Genomic DNA, 19,235 nt, shown 5'->3' with positions numbered 1-19,235 from the left:
AAGAGATGAATTTTATTGTGGAACAGGCATCTTGCCTGTTGTTGACAATGGTGCAAGATGTGAGTAAAAAAAAGAATCCAATTCAAAAAGCCCGAACTCATTGCTGTATCAACTCTCCCTTACTCCCCGGAGCGAGTTAATTTCCGTAAAAGTCTGCACCGGATCGGACTTCAACCCGCCTTGAATGTAATTCAACTTCACTTCTTCTAACAAATCCGACAGCAGCGACTGCAATTCCCCAAGAGTTTTCTCATCTTGCAATTCCCGCCGCAAACTTTGATTAAATTCTTGGCTGAAATTATCGAGAATTTTTCTACCTTTATCGTCTTCATAAGTAGTAGCTACCACATCCACAGCAGTTTGAGCCAAATAATTCGCTACCTGTTCCGTCATCTCAGTAGGCAAAATGTTAATCGGAGAGAAATTTTGCAGCATTTGATAAAAATCCGACTGTTTGATTGTTGTTTCCAAATTGTGGTGCAGCAATTCTTCCAAATCCGGTTGCACCTGCGGCAAAACTTTGTAAATTGTCAGATCCAAAATCCGCTTGGTAATTTGTTCGATCGTATTTTCCTGATTGACGTGAAGGTACGGCTGCTGCGCCAGCAACATCTGCGCCGCGTCGCCCTGTTTGATCGAACTTTTAGCTTGATTGATAAACCGCACCATCATGTATTCCGACATCGTATTGGCTAAATAAGCCACCGGTTCGTAGGTAACTTGAGCAACTGCGCGATCGAGATTCACCAAACCCGACTTGTGAAGCCGCACCAATACCGGCAGAATGCGGCACCCCTGCCAAATCGGGATCACCAGAAACACCTCGTACCAGCGCCTTAGCAGAAAATCAAACCAAGTTACCCCTGGTTTACGGCGGGTGTGGAACAGACTTTTCATCAAAAATTCCGCCCCAAAAAAACCGATAAAAAACGTATCAATTCGCCAAAACTGGTCAGCGCTTTTCAAATATTCGGGATTTGCTAAACTCGAATCAATGCCTTTAATCGGGTCATAAATTTTAACTAAACCCGGAAAAAAGCTCTGATAAACAGGGCGCAACTGAAGGTAACTGAAATGGAAAAGCACCAGCAAGAAATTGACCACCGCTACTAAGGCGCTCAATTTAGCCCAAGAAATTGCTTTTTTGGACTGTTTTACATCGGTGTTGTTAACAGTTGTGTGGGAATCTGACATAAAAGTAATTTTCCGAATTTGCTAATCGATAAATCTATCTTGTGGCCGACGCTAAAAAACTCCTAATCTCTTAAAATCCCTGGGTGAACGCTAAGTATAAGGAAACCAAAGACCGTGAACTTAAAAACAGTCATATCGCTGCTCAAACAAACTTTTACTGAATGGCAAGAAGATAAAGCGCCAACCTTAGCGGCCGCCCTAGCCTATTACACAGTCTTCTCCCTCGCCCCGCTGCTAATTATCGTAATTGCGATCGTCGGTTTAGTCTTTGGTGCAGAGGCAGCCGAAGGTCAAATCGTCGCCCAACTGCAAAGTTTAATCGGCAAAGATGGCGCCCAAACCGTCCAAGAACTCATCCTCAAAGCCTCCGAACCCAAGTCGGGAATGATTGCTACTATAGTCGGCATCGCTACACTTTTGTGGGGCGCTTCCAACGTGTTTACTAATCTCAAAGAAGCCCTCAATACTATTTGGAATGTTTCACCGCCCCCCGGAAGAGGAATCTGGGGATTTCTGCAAGACCGCGTATTGTCTTTTGCCATGATTTTAGGCATAGGCTTTCTACTGCTAGTATCTTTAGTAATTAGTGCCATTTTAGCCGCCGTCAGCTATTGGTTGAACGGCTTGCTGCAATTACCAGTCGGCATTTGGCAGATTGTGGACTTTGCTCTCTCCTTTGGCGTAGTTACGCTGCTTTTTGCCTTAATTTACAAACTCTTGCCCGATGTCCATCTTGCCTGGAATGATGTTTGGATCGGCGCCGCCATCACCTCAGTGCTGTTTACGATCGGCAAATCCATAATTGGAGTTTACCTCGGAGGTAGCGGTATCGCCTCTACCTACGGTGCTGCGGGATCGTTCGTGATTATCCTGCTTTGGATTAATTATTCCGCTCAAATTCTCTTCTTAGGTGCCGAGTTTACCCAAGTTTGGACTAACCGATACGGCTCCAGAATGCCCGGTTCGCGAAACAATATCCTCAACAGCGAAAACGGGGAACCCTCCGCACGCAAACATCGGAAGAACTCTTAACATTAGACAAACGGGAAATTTGAGGTTAAACTCGCACTTCTGGTTTGACAGAAGAAGCAAGAAGGAAGAGGGAAAAAGGCAGAAGGTGCAAGGCGGAACGAAAGAAAAATTTTGAATGCAATAACTTTGCTTTTTTTTTCGCTTCCCCTGTAACATTCGGTCTTAGGGACGACCGACTTCTGCTTTCTCGAAAGCCCTACTTATTTATTCAGAGGGGTAAAATTCTACCTTCTGCTGACCTCGCATCTCTAGCAGCAAGCTGAAAGCAGGCTCTAGTTAGATATGGCTGAATCTGCGAGTTTGACAAAGGCAAGAATACGGAAAATTCCCTTCACCCTCGTTCATTTCTATTTAAATTATCTATAGTTTTATCTGCTGCACGTCTCTGTCAGCAGAAGGAAGTCGTCTGTCAATTTTTCCCTGTAACTTATCCCTGAAGGATGATTTCTCGATCCCGCGTTTTCACTTTAATACAAATTAGCTAGAAGATGACAGTCCCGGCGCAGCAGCCAAAATTGCACTTTCAATCTTCTCCAGAAATATTTTTAATATTTGGTAAACAATCATGATTTCATTAACTAAAAAACGCATCGCTCTCATATCCGTACACGGTGATCCCGCTGTGGAAATTGGCAAAGAAGAAGCGGGCGGGCAAAATGTTTACGTGCGTCAAGTAGGCGAAGCTCTGGCTAAACAGGGGTGGCAAGTTGATATGTTCACCCGCTCATCCGATCGCCAACAAGCAAGAATTGTACAGCACAGTCCGAATTGCCGGACAATTCGGCTAGTAGCAGGGCCACAAGAATTTATTCCCCGCGACGAACTCTACGGATATTTACCAATCTTTGTTCAAGAATTTCAAAAGTTTCAGTTAGAGTCAGGCTTTCAATATCCCTTAGTTCACACAAATTACTGGCTGTCTTCTTGGGTGGGAATGGAGTTGAAAAAATCGCAACCTCTGCAGCAAGTTCACACTTATCATTCTTTGGCTGCAGTTAAATACAAGTCGGTTTCGACAATTCCGATGATTGCCAAAACCAGGCTGCAAGTCGAAAAAACACTTTTGGAAACAGCCGATCGCGTCGTGGCTACCAGCCCTCAAGAAAAAGAACACATGAGGTTTCTGGTTTCCTCAAAAGGAAATATTGACATCATTCCCTGCGGTACCGAAATTGAACGGTTCGGCTCGATCGCCCGATCGACCGCCCGCCGCCACTTGGGCATAGCCCCCGAAACCAAAGTCGTGTTGTACGTCGGCCGTTTCGACCCCCGCAAGGGCATAGAAACCTTAGTCCGCGCCGTCAGTCTGTCGGCGGTGCCCAAAGCCGATTTAAAACTCATAATTGGCGGCGGGTGGCGTGAGGGGGAAAGCGACGGCAAAGAGCGCGATCGTATCGGCAGCATCGTTGAAGAACTCGGGCTGAGCGACATTACCAGTTTTCCAGGCGCCTTGAGCAGAGACATTCTCCCCGGCTACTACGCCGCCGCCGATGTCTGCGTCGTTCCCAGCCACTACGAACCCTTTGGTTTAGTCGCCATTGAAGCGATGGCCTGCGGCACGCCCGTAATCGCCTCCGACGTGGGAGGGCTCAAATATACTGTAGTGCCACAAGAAACAGGTTTGCTTGCGTCGCCGAAAAATGAAGCAGTCTTTGCGGATGCGATCGATCGCTTGTTAATGGACTCAGTATGGCGCCAGCAACTCGGACACACAGCCCGCAAGCGCGTCGAAACCTATTTCAGTTGGGACGGCATCGCCTCCCAACTAAGTCAACTTTACACTCAACTGCTCGAACAATCGGCCCTTGAGCTTGACCCCGTGAGCGCTTAGTAGTATCACTTAGTATAGTTGAAGCCAGTTTCCCTTGATCCCTGTTTCACTCATCCGTTCTAACTGGGAACCTTCAACTATAAGTGATATCAGGAGGTACTCTTGTACGGGCCAGAACATCTGGGAAGCCATCTGCAACCCATTTCAGACATCGAGCTAATTCGCCTATGGGTGGAGCGCAAATCCCCCCGCAGCAAGCGCTTTAGCTGGCAGGCGGCCAACCGTTTTCGGCTGTTTGTGGAAAAACCGCTGGCAGAAGTCACTCTGACTGATGTCGAGACTTTCGCCGCAGCCATGAGATATCGCAAACTTGCACCCCCTTTCTACAAGCAAACCTTGCTAGCGCTGAAATCGCTGTTCGCCTTCGGCCAGCAAACGGGAATCTTACCCGCAGCCCTCCCTCTGCACGGGTGGCCTGTGCAGCAGCGCAGGCAACTGTCCAAACGCCTCCGTTTTAAAATCTCTTGGACTTTATTAATCTGTTTGTGCTTTTTCTTAGGTCGAATGACGCCGAGACTGTGGGGGCAATCGGTCTCGGCAGAAAGCTCGCCCACCCCGAAACGCCAGCAGGAAGTTACGGCCCTCAATTCACCAGACAAGGGAGAGGATAACATCGAGCGCGATCGATCGCCCGAAACTGCAACCCTGAATTCACCAGATCCAAGACAGGATAGCAGACTCGATAGCATCGCGCCCGAACTTCGAGTCAAAGCCTTTCTCGACACCATAGCCGCCGCCGAAGGAACCGCTAGCCCCGACGGCTACCGCATCCAGTACACCGGCACGAAATTTGTCAGCTTTCAAGATCATCCCAGGGAAATGAGGTGCGGCCGTCGCTACGGCAAAAAACTCTGTTCCGACGCAGCGGGGCGATATCAGTTTCTCAGCACCACTTGGGACAGATTTGCCAAAAAATTTGGCGTCCGCGATTTCAGCCCAGAAAATCAGGATTTGATGGCTATAGAGTTAATCCGAGAAAAAGGTGCATTAGAAGATATAGAAGCGGGTCGATTGGAGGCTGCAGTCAGAAAACTCGCTTACATCTGGCCTTCTTTTCGCCGTTATGGCGGTTCTGTGGAATCCTCGATGCCCAAACTCGAAGCAATGTACCTGCAAAATTTGGGGATTTATCGGCAAGGATTAGTTGTTAGCAATTAGTCAACAGTCCCAGGACGAGTTTAGATTGGGCTTTGGCAATTTTGGATTAAATTTTGACATCCAAAATTGAAAATGGGGTAGTTATGGGTGATGTCTATTCTTCGGAAATTTAAAAATTAGGCTAATTTTCCATCTTCCATGTGAACGATGCGATCGGCAATATCCAAAATTCGGTTATCGTGGGTTACTAACAAAATAGTACAACCCTGTTCTTTGGCTAGTTGCTGCATCAAATTCACCACTTCGCGACCGGATTTGCTGTCCAGGGCGGCTGTTGGTTCGTCCGCTAAAACAATTTGCGGTTGACTGACCAAAGCGCGGGCGATCGCAACTCTTTGTTTCTGTCCCCCTGACAAATCATCTGGATAATAGTTAATCCGCTGTTCCAGTCCTACTAACTCTAGCATTTTTGCAGAGCGATCGCGCATTTGAGAACGCGACAAATTCCCGTGAACTTCCAAACCCATCTGCACGTTTTGCAGCGCCGTCAAACTCCGGTGCAAGTTGTGCGCCTGAAAAATGTAGCCTATTTTGCGTCGCGCCTTTACCAATTGGTCTGAACTTGCTTTGCACATTTCTTGACCGAGAATTTTGAGACTTCCAGATTGACCGGATCTCAGTCCGCCAATCAAAGTTAAAAGCGTAGTTTTTCCCGAACCAGAAGGCCCCGTCATCAGGACAATCTCACCTGCTTTAATTTCGAGATTAATGTCAAAAAGTACCTGTTTTCGCAGTTGACCTTGACCGAAGTAGTGGTCGAGTTGGTGCGCGGAAATTATAGGTGCAGAAATCTCTAATGCGTTGGTTGTTGGGTAGAGAGTAGTATAATTCATAACTTATTGGTTTGAGGTTTGAGATTTAAGAATAAACCGCTTTCTTCGCCGAGAATGCAGATGGAAAACAAGAGAATGATTACAAAAAATATGTGTGTACTCAGGACTTCATACTAAATCTGGCTTTAATACCCAGGGCTGTTTCATTCTCTTGTAGGGGCAGCCCCCCGTGGCTGCCCCAATCTTTGAAACCACTACAAAATCGTGGATGAAGAGGGTAGGCACGGGGGCACTACCCCTACAAAACGATGATTTGTCTGAGAATGAAACAGCCCTGCTTTAATACCCCCTTGATTCTTTAGTCCGCGAAGGCGGACTTCGTTTGTGTAGTAGCGGTTTCAACCGCCGAATCTTATAAACTGATTCATTTTCCCTTAAAACATATCGGCCGGGTCGGCTGCTTGCAGTTTTCGAGTAGCAATTGCTCCAGAAATAGTGCACATAATTACGTTCAAGAGTAATACTATAAATGCTCTAAGCAGCGTCATATAAAGGGGTAAATTTGTAGCTTTGCGAGTTAAAGAGTAGAGTCCGAGAGAGACTCCTACTCCTGGCAAAAAACCGAGGACGGAAAGAATTAGAGCTTCTTCAAAAACGATGCCGAGTAAATAAACATTGCGGTAGCCCATCGCTTTGAAAGTAGCGTATTCTCCCATGTGGTCGCTGACATCGGTTGAGAGAACTTGATAAACAATAATCACACCAACTACAAAACCCATCGCGACGCCTAAATTAAACACAAAGCCGATCGCAGTATTCTTAGCCCAATAGTTTTTCTCAAAATCGATAAATTCTTGTTTGGTTAATACCTTGACATCCGGCGGTAAATATGCTTTCAAAACTTGTTGAACTTCCACGGGGTCAGCACCCGGTTGCAGTTGAATTAACCCGGCATTGACACTCGCGGCGTTTTGTCTGGGAAACAGGCGCAGGTAATTTTGATCGCTAGTCATCAAAATACCGTCGGCGGCAAAAGATGCTCCAACTGTGAATAAACCGCTGACGTTAATCGTGCGTCGCTCGACCTCAGCTTTAACGGCTTTTCCTCGATCGAGTTGCGCGATCGTTTTTTGGTAGTCTCCCCTAGAAGCTCGATCGAACAGCACGGTATCTGGCAATTTAATCGCGCTCAAATTTTGGTTAACTTCTGGAAGCGCAAACGCCGGGTGATTCGGATTGAAACCGACCACCATCAGCGACGTTTCGCGCCGAGTTTCGGGATTTTTCCAGTTAGCAATTTTCACGTAAAGCGGCTCGGCTGATTTCACGCCCGGTACGTTCATTGCTTGATACAATCTGCGCCTGGGGAAGGAAGACAAATTAATTAAATTGCGCGCTTGGGGGTGAATCAAAACTAAGTCTGTTTGCAAGGCTTGATGCAGCCGCGTATTGCTGGTGTAAAGCGCATTTTGGAAGCCTAACTGCATGAACATCAAAACGTCAGCAAAGGCAATTCCTGCTACTGCAACGGCCATTCGCCCTTTGTCGTGACTCAGTTGCAGCCATCCGAGGGAGGTTCTGCGTCTTAATTGTTGTAAGGGTTTTATGAGTCCAATCATAGGATTTTAGATTTGAGATTTTGGATTTTGGATTGAAGAAAGCGACGCTGCGGTTGAAGACTTCTTAATCTTTAATTTCCCCGATCGCCACTTTGACTTGCAAATTGGTTAATCCCGCTACTTTCTGGCTGGAAGCTTCATCTAAGCGCACTTTTACTTCGACAATTCGACTATCAATATTTGCAGAAGGATCGGTGTTAACAATGTTTTGCCGCTGCACTTGCAAACCAATATGTTCGACAGTTCCCCGCAATTCGCCTGTCAAAGCATCGCTAGTAATTTTGGCGGTTTGTCCGAGGCGTACTTTGTCCACGTCGCTTTCGTAGATTTCCGCAACAGCTAGCATCTCGCGAGTTTGTCCGAGTTCGACAATGCCGTCGTTTCCTACCCTTTCCCCCGGATGCGTATGAATTTTCAGGACTTGGGCGTCTCTGGGAGCACGGATGTAAGCTAGATCCAGATTGGCTTTGGCTTGTTTGGCTGCAGAAGCGGCGGAACTGACTTCGGCGGCGGCTGCTGCTATGTCAACGGGACGCACTTCGGCGATGCGATCGAGATTTGCTTTGGCTTCGTCGATTTGCTGTTGTCGAGATTGCTCAACTTGGCTGAGTTTGGCTTGCGCTTCGTTAATCTGTTGTTGGCGGGATTGTTGAATTTGATTTAGTTTGGCTTGGGCTTCGTTAATTTGTTGTTGGCGGGATTGGCGAATTTGATTCAGTTTTGCCTTTCCTTCGTTGAGTTGCTGTTGAGTTGTTTCGGCTGCGAGGCTTTTGCTGTCGCTAGTTGAGGCGGAAATTGCTCCTTGTTCATAGAGTTGGGAGTAGCGCTGATCCTCGCTTATAGCGTTGCGGAGTTCGGCTTGTAGACGGGCAATTGTGGCTTGTTGGGTTTGAATTTCACCTTGTTGTTCGGCCCTGATGCGGGCAATGGTGGCTTGTTGCGCTGCAATTTCGGTGCTGCGATCGATTTCTAGACGGGCAACGATCGCCTGTTGCGCTGTGATTTCGTTGCTGCGATCGGCCATGATGCGGGCAATAGTGGCTTTCTGGGCTTGAATTTCGCCGTTTTTGGCTCCTGCTTTCACTTTTGCTAGGTTTGCCTCGGCGACGCGCACTTGTTCTTGAGCTTGGTCGAGGGCGGCTTGCAGGCGATCGCGGCTGTCCAAAATTGCGATCACCTGGCCTGTTTTCACTGTGTCTCCCTCTTTCACCAAAAGTTGATCGATCCGGTTTCCTTCCGTCGCACCGGAGGCGGAGACTTTAATTACTTCTCCTCTGGGTTCGAGTCGTCCCAAGGCTGTAACAGTCCTTAATTGGGATGCTGTGACGGCGGCGGCTGCTGCTACTGCGTTGGGATCGGGTATGCGCGATCGCCAGATCGTGTAGCCTGTGGTTCCTGCTGCCCCCAGGGTTGCTACTGCTGCCACAACTAGGAGTTGTTTAACTAGGGATGGATTTGAGGATAAGCCGTCCGCTGTTGGTTGGTGTACCATGACATACCTCTTTGTGAGAAAATATTTGTGAGAAAATAAAACTAAACGGTTTAGTTCCGATATCGTTTAATACTAAACCGTTTAGTACAATAATGTCAAGAGCCCAAATAAAAATTACAGAAGCAAGGTATGGCAAGGACAAAACCGATCGAAGCAGACGCAGCAGGAGGGGACAAGAGCGAGCAAATCCTGCAAGGTGCGATGCAAGAATTTTTAGCCCACGGCTACGCGGGGACGAGTATGGACAAGGTAGCGAAGACGGGGGGAGTTTCCAAAGCCACGGTTTACAGCTATTTTGCAGATAAAGAAGGATTATTCGCGGCTTTGGTACAGCGGCTGGCGCGAGAAAAAGTCCATTTTACAGTTCTGGATGAAGAGCCGGCCGTAGCGCTGCGATTCGCTGCCACAACTATATTGGATCAGGCGACCCAGGAACCAGAATATCTCAATTTTGTGAGGTTAGTGATTGCCGAATCAGGGCGTTTTCCCCAGCTAGCGCAGACTTTTGTGAAAAACTTAGCTAAACCGGGTATCGAGCGGCTAGCGGAATATTTGGCATCGCATCCAGAGTTAAAATTGCCCGATCCCGAGGCAACTGCGCGGATTTTTATCGGAGCTTTGGTATATTTTCAGTTAATGCAGCATATGATGCACGGTAAAGAGATTATCCCAATGGAGCGCGATCGACTGATCGACGGTCTGCTGCACTTGATTTTATCCCCGCAGTCTAATTCTTAAAGTGCGATCGACAAAATCTAGGAATTTTATTTGACGATTATTTAAATGCCATAAAGAGCGAGATCCCTTTATGGCTGCGATCGCAGGTTCTATTCAGGTGTTTTCCCTAACCTTTCCCTCAATTCCTCCGCCGATAACTGTGGCAATTGTTCTACAAACAATGTCAATTCTGCCACAGGCAATCCCAATAAATTAGTAACGGCTGTAGGCAGAATAGCGCCCAATTCAGGCGATCGTATTTGCAACGCACTTTCAGCTAACAATTTAACCGCTGCTTCCCGCCCCGATTCATCGACGCTCAGCATCGATATTGCCAGCAACAGCACTGTAAATTCCGCCGCCGCCAACTTGGATATTGGAGATAGAAAAACTGTCATTTTTGGACTTAATTCTCCAAATCTAACTCGCAGGAAGTTTTCTAAGATTAAGCGCTGTTGTTCTTGTCTGCCTCGTTCTAGTCCTTGTTCTAGTCCTTGTTCTAGCCCTCGTTCTAGGCCTTGTTCTAGTCCTCGTTCTAGTCCTTGTTCTAGTCCTTGTTCTAGTCCTTCTTCTCTAGCTTGTTGCTGTGCTGCTTGTATTTGTTGTTGAAAAAGTGGTGCAATGGCCATAATTAACTCCCGCTCTTGTGGCTCTAATTCTTGTGGCGCATCGGTTAATAAATTTGACTGTAACCGATACAGCAATTCTAGCGCGATAATCCGCAACGGATCGTCTGTTGCTAAAGCGCTTAATTGGGAAATAGCCCTTTGCTGCACTCCCCCTTTGCCCAAAATCCTCAACCACAGGGTTTCTGGAGTTTCTGGCAACTGGTGAATCGCCACAATTGCAGTTCGCAAAGATTCCCCCAAAAAATAAATTCCCTGCATCCAATTCTCTGTGTCTGGTATCGCATTAAAGCTATCTACCAATGCTTTCGATGCTGTGGGCATCAAAATCCACAGTTTGGGTAACTGAGCGTCATCATAGCGAGTATTTTCTCTCCTGAATTTTCGCTCCAATTCACCTCGCACGTCCAATAACTTGCCCAGACAGCTACAAATTTCGCTGACGTTTGCCGGATTGCGAAACGGTTCAAAAATTGCAGTTGTGCTTGCCATTTTTCCCAACAATCCTAGAGTTGCTGAATATTCGGGAATTGCGGTGCTGGGAGTGAAGTAAACATCGATTTCTCGGACTTCCGAAGTCACATCGCGCCCGATATTCACCGTTCCGATCGGCGACAGCAATTCCTCCAGGTATTCTTTGGCAAAGAGATCGTGAATAAATCGCGTCATCAGAAATTATTTCAAACACTAAATAGATTTTTTAGCCGTTTTCTCACCCATTCTACAGGATTTTCCTCCTCTTCTGCTGCATCTACCAATTCCATTTCTCGCAATAATTGCTGTCTCTCGCTGAGTTCTTCTTTGTGTTTGACTATTTCTTTAATAATTTGTTCAGATAAATCCGGTCGTTCAGTTAAAACTTTTTGGAAACCTTCTTTATTGATGGCAAACAAAATTGTTTCTTCCAAAGCTCTTACCGTAGCAGTTCGGGGTATTCCCAACATCAAAGAAAGTTCCCCGAAAAACTGACCTGTACCGAGGTAATTCAGATGTTTGTTAATAGCTTCTACAAAAACTTCTACTGAACCTGAAAGAATCATGTAAAAAGCATCTCCGGGGTCGTTTTCGTGAAACAAATATTCTTGCGATCGCAGCCGTTTGCGGTATCCAACTTCAATCAATTGCCGCAATTCAAGATCGGTCAGATTTTCAAAGTATTCCACCTCTCGCAGCAAAGAGCTAAGGGACGACGGCTTTTTCAGTTCCTCTGCAAAAATTGGCTGTTTTTGGTCATTTTCAGAGTAACTGTTGGGGGTTGCAATTGCAGTTTCTTTTTTGTTGAACATTGACAACAGAACTTCGGGGTTCTGCAAATAAATTTCTCTGTTATTGAAGGGGAAGTCAATTTTATGCTGGCGGAAATTGTATTCAATGGCAAAATTCAAAGAACTTTTAATTACTTCTCTTTCAATCGGCCTGTCCGTCCAAACTAAAAGTTCAAATTTAAAACTATCATCACCAAACTCGACAAACAATACTTTCGGATTCGGTTCGTATAAAACTCCCGCTTCCGCGTAAGCAATATTTAACAGAGTTTCTGTCACTAACAGCGGGTTACTATTCTCCGCTACTTCTACGGGAACTCGCAGACAGAGTAGGGAGTTTTCGTAACTCCAGTTAACAATTTTGTTGCTAATCATGTTGCTGTTGGGAACTATGACGCTGGAGTCCTCAGTGGTTTGGAGGATGGTAGATCGAATCGATATTTTTTTGACGATTCCCATTAATCCTTCTAATTCCACAAAGTCTCCGACTTTCACAGGTCTGTCTAACAGCAGCGTTAAGCCGCTGACAAAATTAGTTGTTAAATCTTGGATTCCGAAGCCAATTCCGACTCCCAATCCCCCCGCAACTACTGCAAAAGAAGCGAGGTTGAAGCCAATGCTTTGGATGGCGAATATCACCCCCAAAGCTACTATTAAATACCCAATAATTACTGCGATCGCTTCCCGGTTTCCCTCGTCAATTCCCAGTCTTACAAGCAAGCTTTCCTTAAGAAAATTTGTAAAAAATCGTGCTATCACAAGGATAGCCATAAACAAGACTATTAGTTCAACCAGTGACTGCAGAGATACAGAATTTTCACCTATTTTAAATAGGGTCGCTGTAAATATTTGCGAGAGCTGTGTCAATACTTCTTCTGGTATTGTATTCAATTTAAATTCCGGCAATAATGTTTTTTCGGTGGTCATCTTTTAAGGGGGAGTAGTAAAAAATAAAGTCCTCAGTACCAATGTAAAAATAAAATACTGAACTTGTTATCATAAATTTTAACCTGTTTTAAGGGTTAAAAAAGTGAAGTCGTTACATAGAGATGTGGTTCCTCATACTACGCAGTTATCCATCTTGCCAATTTTTAGGATACCTGGTATTCGCAGACCTGCGGTTAGTGTGCCACGTTTTCGACGAGATACGAGAGCCGACTCATCTATTATTAAAGCGAACCTTTACTAACTTTACTAAACATTAATTCTATTGATTTTATCATACTCTCCACTAATTTTTTTTGTATTCCCGTTATCAACTTAAGCAGGGATTATTCAATGACTATTTAAGTGGACAAGTCAAATATCCAAGTATTACAATGACTTTAACTGGTGGGAGAGATATTGTTATTACTCTGCCAGTTGCGTCCGTCGGGTGTATATCTAATTGAAAATTTAACGGATCTAGCTAAAATTGATAACGTTCCAAGAATACTTGGCATTCTACCGACATGGGAGACAAACTATAACTTAATCGCATTTGTCAATCCGTAATTTTACTGAAAATACTGCTTGTTTAGGAGTAGAAAATTGGCGATTGGGGGGTGGGTGGGCATAAATATGGCGATCGCCATGATTGCTCGATCGCCCAAATCTAAGTTCTACACCCAAAATCTGAGTAAATGCTGAGCATAATTGCTGATTGACCAATGCTTCCCTAGCTTAAGTTGTCACCAATGTTCTACCGATAGGATTTATGAGAAATAGAACTGCTTGGCGATACATCCGAAAAATTAACTGAAATAGTGTCGCAAGGGATACATATATCGCAGATTGAAAGCCTAATGGTCACGCTACTGAACGTTTTCTTCAGTACCCAAATTGGAGGAAACGAAAACCTTGCGATCGCACAATTGGAAAGAAGTTCTAGAATTATAGCTGAAATGCACGAGCCAACATGAGCAAATTCCCACCAGAGAAAACCCAACCGCCACAGCAAGAGAGCACAACAGCACAGGTATTGCGACAGGCTCACTTCGACGCTTTTTTTGCAGGTGCCAACGCCGGACTGATGATTTTAGACAGCCAACTCCGGTACGTCCAAATTAACCCAGCTATGGCAGAGCTCAATGGCATTTGTGTGGCAGACCATATTGGTAGGTCGCTGTGTGAATTGCTGCCAGAATTGGCTGCGACTCTGGAACCAATTCTCCAAGGCATTCTGGCTACGGGCAAGCCAATTCTCGACTATGAAGTAATGGGTGAAACGCCGAAACAACCGGGCATCCTGCGCTACTGGCAAGCATCTTACTATCCTTTGCGGGATGAAAATGGCCTGGTTTTTGGTGTTGGTGGCCTGGTGATTGAAATTACCGATCGCAAGCGGGCAGAACAAAAGCAGGCAAGACTGACGGCAATTTTGGAAGCAACTTCCGACTTAGTAGAAGTTGCGGATGCGGCTGGGCATAGCGTCTACGTCAACAAAGCCGGACAGAAATTGCTGGGGATGTCCCCAGAGGAAGCACGATCTCCGTTTAGTATAGATTCTGTGTTAGCTCCCTCGGCAAAAGCAAAATTCCACAACGAAGCCTTTCCAACCGCCTTGCGAGAGGGTAGCTGGGCTGGTGAAATCCTATTTTTGTCACGCGATGGGGAAGAAATTCCAGTCTCCCAGGTTTTGATCGTTCACAAAACCGAAGCGGGTGAAGTCGAGTTTATTTCCACTATTGTGCGGGATATTCGCGATCGCAAAAAAGCAGAGGAAGAACGGCAATTGCTTGTTACAACGATCGAAAACAGCCGTGACTTTATTGGCGTGGCCTCAATGGATGGTCGCCCTATACTCGTGAATCAGGCTGGTCTGGATTTGGTGGGACTCAGTAGTTTGGACGAAGCCAAAACCAAACACATTACCGACTTCTTTATGCCAGAAGATATGGACTTTGTAAACCAGCGTATGCTGCCTACCCTGATGCAAGAGGGAAGTTGCCGGAGTGATTTCCGCTTCAGACATTTCGTAACAGCTCAACCCATCCTGGTAGATTACACGCTATTTCTGGTCAACCATCCAGAGACTAATGAACCCGTAGGGATTGCCACTATTACGCGGGATATTCGCGATCGCAAAACCGCAGAAGATGTCCTCAAACAAAGCGAAGAACGGTTTCGTTCTCTGGTTGAAGCTAGCGCTCAAATTGTTTGGAACACGAGTGCTGAAGGCGAATTCATTACCCCGCAACCCGGTTGGAGTGCATTTACGGGACAAAAATTTGATGAATACAATGCTTGGGGTTGGCTCAACGTTATCCATCCAAACGATCGCTCGTATATTGCCACTGCGTGGTCAACTGCTGTTGCTAATCGATCGCTCTATGAATCTGAATTCCGTATGCGCCGCTATGACGGGGAATATCGCTACATGAGTTGTCGTGGTGTACCACTTCTGAACGGGGATGGTTCAATTCGGGAATGGATTGGAGCTAATACAGATATTACCGATCGCAAACAAGCTGAAGAAGCTCTGCGCGAACAGCAAGCTGTGTTGCGCGATCGCAACGTCTTGCTGAGTTCTATTTTGGAAAGTACGCCAGACATAATAGTTGTTAAAGACCGGGAAGGCCGATATGTCGCCCTTAATTCCTATGTGGCAAACTCCTTTTACGGTAGATCCATTGAGGAAATCATCGGCAAAGATGATTCGGAACTCCTTCCCGCTGCGGCCGCCGTTGCCATCATGGCAAAAGACCGCGAGATCATGGAAGCAGGCATTACTGAAACCTACGAAGAAGAGGTTTTCAATGGTAAAGAGAACACTTCTTTTTTAACGACAAAAGCCCCTTGGCGGGACGCTCATGGCAATATTCTCGGCCTGATCGCCATAGCACGAAACATTGGCGATCGCAAACAAGCTGAAGAAGCTCTGCGCGAACAGCAAGCTGTGTTGCGCGATCGCAACGTCTTGCTGAGTTCTATTTTGGAAAGTACGCCAGACATAATAGTTGTTAAAGACCGGGAAGGCCGATATGTTGCCCTTAATTCCTTTGTGGCAAACTTCTTCTTTGACGGTAAACCCATAGAGGAGATTGTGGGTAAAGATGATTCGGAACTGATGCCCCCGGAGGCCGCCGTTCCAATAATGGCAAAAGACCGCGAGATTATGGCAGCAGGCACTACTGAAACCTACGAAGAAGAAATTTTTAATGGTGAGAGCAGCAATTATTTTTTAACCACAAAAGCCCCTTGGCGGGACGGTCAAGGCAATATTCTCGGTATTATCGCCATAGCACGAAACATTAACGATCGCAAACAAGTCGAGCAAACACTCCGTCAAACCCTAGAAATACTGGACTTAGCCAGCGATAGTATCATTATTCGGGATATGGATGACCGCATCATATACTGGAACCAAGGTGCAGAAAAGCTCTATGGTTGGACAAAAGCCGAAGTAGTCGGGGAGTACATTCACACATTCTTGCAAACCGTCTTCCCTAAACCATTAGAAACCGTATTGGCAGAGTTTTTCCAGCAGGGAAGTTGGGAAGGAGAATTGCAGCACACCACCCGCGATCTTCGGCATATTATTGTGGCAAGTCGCTGGACATTACAGCGCGATGGGGAAGGAAATCCTTGTGCCCAACTGGAAATTAATAATGACATTAGCGATCGCAAACAAGCGGAAGATGCTCTCAAACAAAGCGAAGGACGCTATCGTTCGCTAATCGCTGCTACGTCCCAACTTGTCTGGACAGCGGATGCTCAAGGAAGATGCGTGGATCAACCGGGTTGGAGAGCTTACACCGGACAAACTGAAGCTGAGATGGCTGATGGTTTTGGCTGGTTAGATGCAATTCACCCGGACGATCGCGAACGAACGACTCAGGTGTGGATGGAAGCAGTGCAAACGAAAACCCTGTATGAGATACAATATCGAATCCGGGGAGCAGATGGAAACTATCGTTATTTTCAACTTAGAGGGGTACCAATTCTGGATGAAGATGGCAGCCTCCAGGAGTGGATTGGCACTTGCACCGATATCCACGATCGCAAACAAGCGGAAGATGCTCTAAAACAAAGCGAAGAACGCTATCGATCGCTGATTACCGCTACGTCCCAAATGGTCTGGATGGCAGATGCTGATGGGCGAGGCTCTGATTTACCGAGTTGGAGAGCTTATACCGGACAAACAATAGAGGAAGTGGCTGGTTTTGGTTGGTTAGATGCAATGCACCCGGACGATCGCGAACGCACGGCTCAGGTTTGGATGGAAGCAGTGCAAACGAAAAGCCTGTATGAAATGGAATATCGCATCCGAGGGGCGGATGGAAACTATCGTTATTTCCAAGGTAGAGGGGTGCCAATTCTCGATGAAGATGGTAGTCTCCGGGAGTGGGTTGGGACTTGCACTGATATCCACGATCGCAAACAAGCCGAAGATGCGATAAAGCAAAGCGAAGAACGCTATCGATCGCTAATCGCTGCTACGTCCCAAATTGTCTGGACAGCAGATGCTGAAGGAAGAAGCCCAGATATACCGACTCTGAGAGCTTACACCGGACAAACCGAAGCTGAGGTCGTTGGTTTTGGCTGGTTAGACGCATTTCATCCCGACGATCGCGAACGAACGGATCGGGCCTGGATGGAAGCAGTGCGAACGAAAACCATGTATGACATAGAATATCAAATCCGCGGAGCGGATGGAAACTATCGTTATTTTCAAGGTAGGGCGGTGCCAATTCTGAATGAAGATGGCAGCATTCGGGAGTGGATTGGCACTTGTACCGATATCCACGATCGCAAACAAGCCCAAGATGCGATCGAACAAAGCGAAGAACGCTATCGTTCCCTAATTCTTGCCATCTCCCAAATTGTCTGGACAACGGATGCTGAAGGAAGATGCCAGGATTCACCGAGTATGAGAGCTTACACCGGACAAACCGAAGCTGAGGGGGTTGGTTTTGGCTGGTTAGATACAATCCACCCGGACGATCGCGAACGAACAGTTCAGGTGTGGATGGAAGCAGTGCAAACGAGAAGCCTGTTTGAGATGGAATATCGAATGCGCGGAACGGATGGAAACTATCGTTATTTCCAAGCTAGAGGGGTGCCAATTCTGAATGAAGATGGCAGCCTCCGGGAGTGGGTTGGCACTTGTATCGATATCCACGATCGCAAAGAAACAGAACTCGTACAGGCCAAAGCTAGAGAAGCCGCAGAAGCAGCTAGTCGGGCCAAAAGTGAATTCCTTGCTAACATGAGCCACGAGTTGCGGACTCCCCTTAATGGCATCATGGGATACGCGCAGATTCTTCAGCGTTCCAAATCCTTGAATCAAGAAGAGCGATCGCGCATTGATGTCATTTATCAGTGCGGTTCCCATTTACTGACCTTAATCAATGATATTCTCGATTTGTCGAAGATTGAAGCACAGAAAGTGGAACTAATGCCCACCGATTTTCATTTCCCGGCGTTCCTGCAAGGTGTAGCAGAAATGTGTCGCATCCGAGCGGAACTTAAGGGAATTCACTTCCATTTTCCATCAAGCCCCGAACTCCCGATCGGTATTCGTGCGGATGAAAAACGCTTGCGACAAGTGTTATTTAATCTTTTGAGCAACGCTATTAAATTTACGGATCAGGGCAGTGTTACTTTTATAGTCAGTTTTGCAACAGAAGGAAAAATTCGCTTTGAAGTACGCGATACAGGTACCGGCATTGCCCAAGAGCAACTCGAAGCTATCTTTCAGCCCTTCGAGCAGGTTGGAGATCGCAAGCGGCAGACGGAGGGCACCGGGCTAGGATTGGCAATTAGCCAAAGGATTGTAGAACTAATGGGCAGTACCATTCAGGTTCAAAGTGAGATGAATGTTGGCAGTATTTTCTGGTTTGATGTCAATCTATCTGAAGCCGATGAATGGGTGAAAACGTCTCAAATCGACCATCACGGCCAGATTATCGGCATCAAAGACCGCCAACCTAAGATTGTGGTTATTGATGACAAATGGGCTAACCGTTCGGTAATTAACAACTTGCTCAGTCCGATCGGCTTTGAGGTGTTTGAAGCGAACGATGGGCTTGAAGGCTGGGAAAAAATTATAGAGGTGCAGCCAGATTTAATTGTTACCGACCTATTAATGCCAGAACTAGATGGCTTCGAGGTGATTAAGCGGGTTCGAGAATCGGAAAATTTCAAAGACACCGTTATTATTGTCTCTTCTGCCAGCGTATTTGAAACCGATCAATATAGAAGTTTAGAAGCCGGAGGCAACACGTTTATTCCCAAACCTATTCAGGCAACAGAACTGCTGCAAAAATTACAACAGTATCTTGATTTAGAATGGGTTTATGAAGCTAATGAAGATCCACTGGCGAGCCCCTCAGACACCGATGAGCTAATTGCCCCGCCTGCTACACAAATGGAAATGCTATACGAGCTGGCTATGAAAGGAAATTTCCTAGAAATAGTTAAGCAGGCGGTATTACTTGAAGAAATAGATCCCCAATACATTCCCTTTGCTAAAAGATTGCATCAAATGGCAAAGGACTTTCAAGACGAAGAGATTTTAACGTTTATTGAGTCCTACAAGTAAGGG

11 protein-coding genes are annotated in these 19,235 nt (G+C 46.2%); 5 read left to right on the top strand and 6 right to left on the bottom strand.

Annotated features, from left to right (window positions below):
* Positions 1 to 108: 108 nt before the first annotated feature.
* A complete protein-coding gene (locus tag QUB06_RS08715; protein WP_333434964.1) occupies positions 109 to 1,194 on the bottom strand; it encodes a hypothetical protein in 1,086 nt (361 codons plus the stop codon).
* A gap of 114 nt (positions 1,195 to 1,308) precedes the next feature.
* Here QUB06_RS08715 and QUB06_RS08710 point away from each other — a divergent pair, with 114 nt between their 5' ends.
* From QUB06_RS08710 to QUB06_RS08700, 3 genes are all read left to right on the top strand, one after another.
* A complete protein-coding gene (locus QUB06_RS08710) occupies positions 1,309 to 2,226 on the top strand; it encodes a YihY/virulence factor BrkB family protein (protein WP_333434963.1) in 918 nt (305 codons plus the stop codon).
* A 565-nt stretch (positions 2,227 to 2,791) separates the two neighbouring features.
* The gene (locus tag QUB06_RS08705; protein WP_333434962.1) at positions 2,792 to 4,057 is read left to right on the top strand and encodes a glycosyltransferase family 1 protein; all 1,266 of its coding nucleotides are present in this window, start codon (positions 2,792 to 2,794) and stop codon (positions 4,055 to 4,057) included.
* 102 nt (positions 4,058 to 4,159) lie between these two features.
* Complete coding sequence (locus QUB06_RS08700; protein WP_333434961.1) at positions 4,160 to 5,215, top strand: glycoside hydrolase family 104 protein; 1,056 nt, start codon at positions 4,160 to 4,162, stop codon at positions 5,213 to 5,215.
* Between the two features lie 116 nt (positions 5,216 to 5,331).
* Here QUB06_RS08700 and QUB06_RS08695 read toward each other — a convergent pair whose 3' ends face one another.
* From QUB06_RS08695 to QUB06_RS08685, 3 genes are all read right to left on the bottom strand, one after another.
* Positions 5,332 to 6,048 (bottom strand): DevA family ABC transporter ATP-binding protein, encoded by a 717-nt coding sequence (locus QUB06_RS08695; RefSeq protein WP_333434960.1) that lies wholly within the window; start codon positions 6,046 to 6,048, stop codon positions 5,332 to 5,334.
* 374 nt (positions 6,049 to 6,422) lie between these two features.
* Positions 6,423 to 7,607 carry an ABC transporter permease DevC gene (gene devC, locus QUB06_RS08690; RefSeq protein WP_333434959.1) on the bottom strand — a complete coding sequence of 395 codons (1,185 nt, stop codon included), beginning with the start codon at positions 7,605 to 7,607 and terminating at the stop codon, positions 6,423 to 6,425.
* Between the two features lie 64 nt (positions 7,608 to 7,671).
* Entirely contained in the window at positions 7,672 to 9,099 is a 1,428-nt protein-coding gene (locus QUB06_RS08685) for an HlyD family efflux transporter periplasmic adaptor subunit (RefSeq protein ID WP_333434958.1), read from the bottom strand.
* 129 nt (positions 9,100 to 9,228) lie between these two features.
* Here QUB06_RS08685 and QUB06_RS08680 point away from each other — a divergent pair, with 129 nt between their 5' ends.
* Positions 9,229 to 9,837: a TetR/AcrR family transcriptional regulator gene (locus QUB06_RS08680; protein WP_333388177.1), complete on the top strand. Its 609-nt coding sequence runs from the start codon at positions 9,229 to 9,231 to the stop codon at positions 9,835 to 9,837.
* An 89-nt stretch (positions 9,838 to 9,926) separates the two neighbouring features.
* Here QUB06_RS08680 and QUB06_RS08675 read toward each other — a convergent pair whose 3' ends face one another.
* A complete protein-coding gene (locus QUB06_RS08675) occupies positions 9,927 to 11,111 on the bottom strand; it encodes a flagellar assembly protein H (protein ID WP_333434957.1) in 1,185 nt (394 codons plus the stop codon).
* A gap of 11 nt (positions 11,112 to 11,122) precedes the next feature.
* Positions 11,123 to 12,634 (bottom strand): mechanosensitive ion channel domain-containing protein, encoded by a 1,512-nt coding sequence (locus QUB06_RS08670; protein WP_333434956.1) that lies wholly within the window; start codon positions 12,632 to 12,634, stop codon positions 11,123 to 11,125.
* 970 nt (positions 12,635 to 13,604) lie between these two features.
* Here QUB06_RS08670 and QUB06_RS08665 point away from each other — a divergent pair.
* Positions 13,605 to 19,232, top strand: a complete 5,628-nt coding sequence (locus QUB06_RS08665; protein WP_333434955.1) for a PAS domain S-box protein — start codon at positions 13,605 to 13,607, stop codon at positions 19,230 to 19,232.
* Positions 19,233 to 19,235 lie beyond the last annotated feature (3 nt).

Source organism: Microcoleus sp. D2_18a_D3 (genome assembly GCF_036702455.1).
In the GTDB taxonomy this organism is placed as follows: Bacteria; Cyanobacteriota; Cyanobacteriia; order Cyanobacteriales; family Microcoleaceae; genus Microcoleus.
The sequence above is the reverse complement of the archived record's forward strand: the minus strand, read 5'-3'. Positions and strand labels throughout refer to the sequence as shown.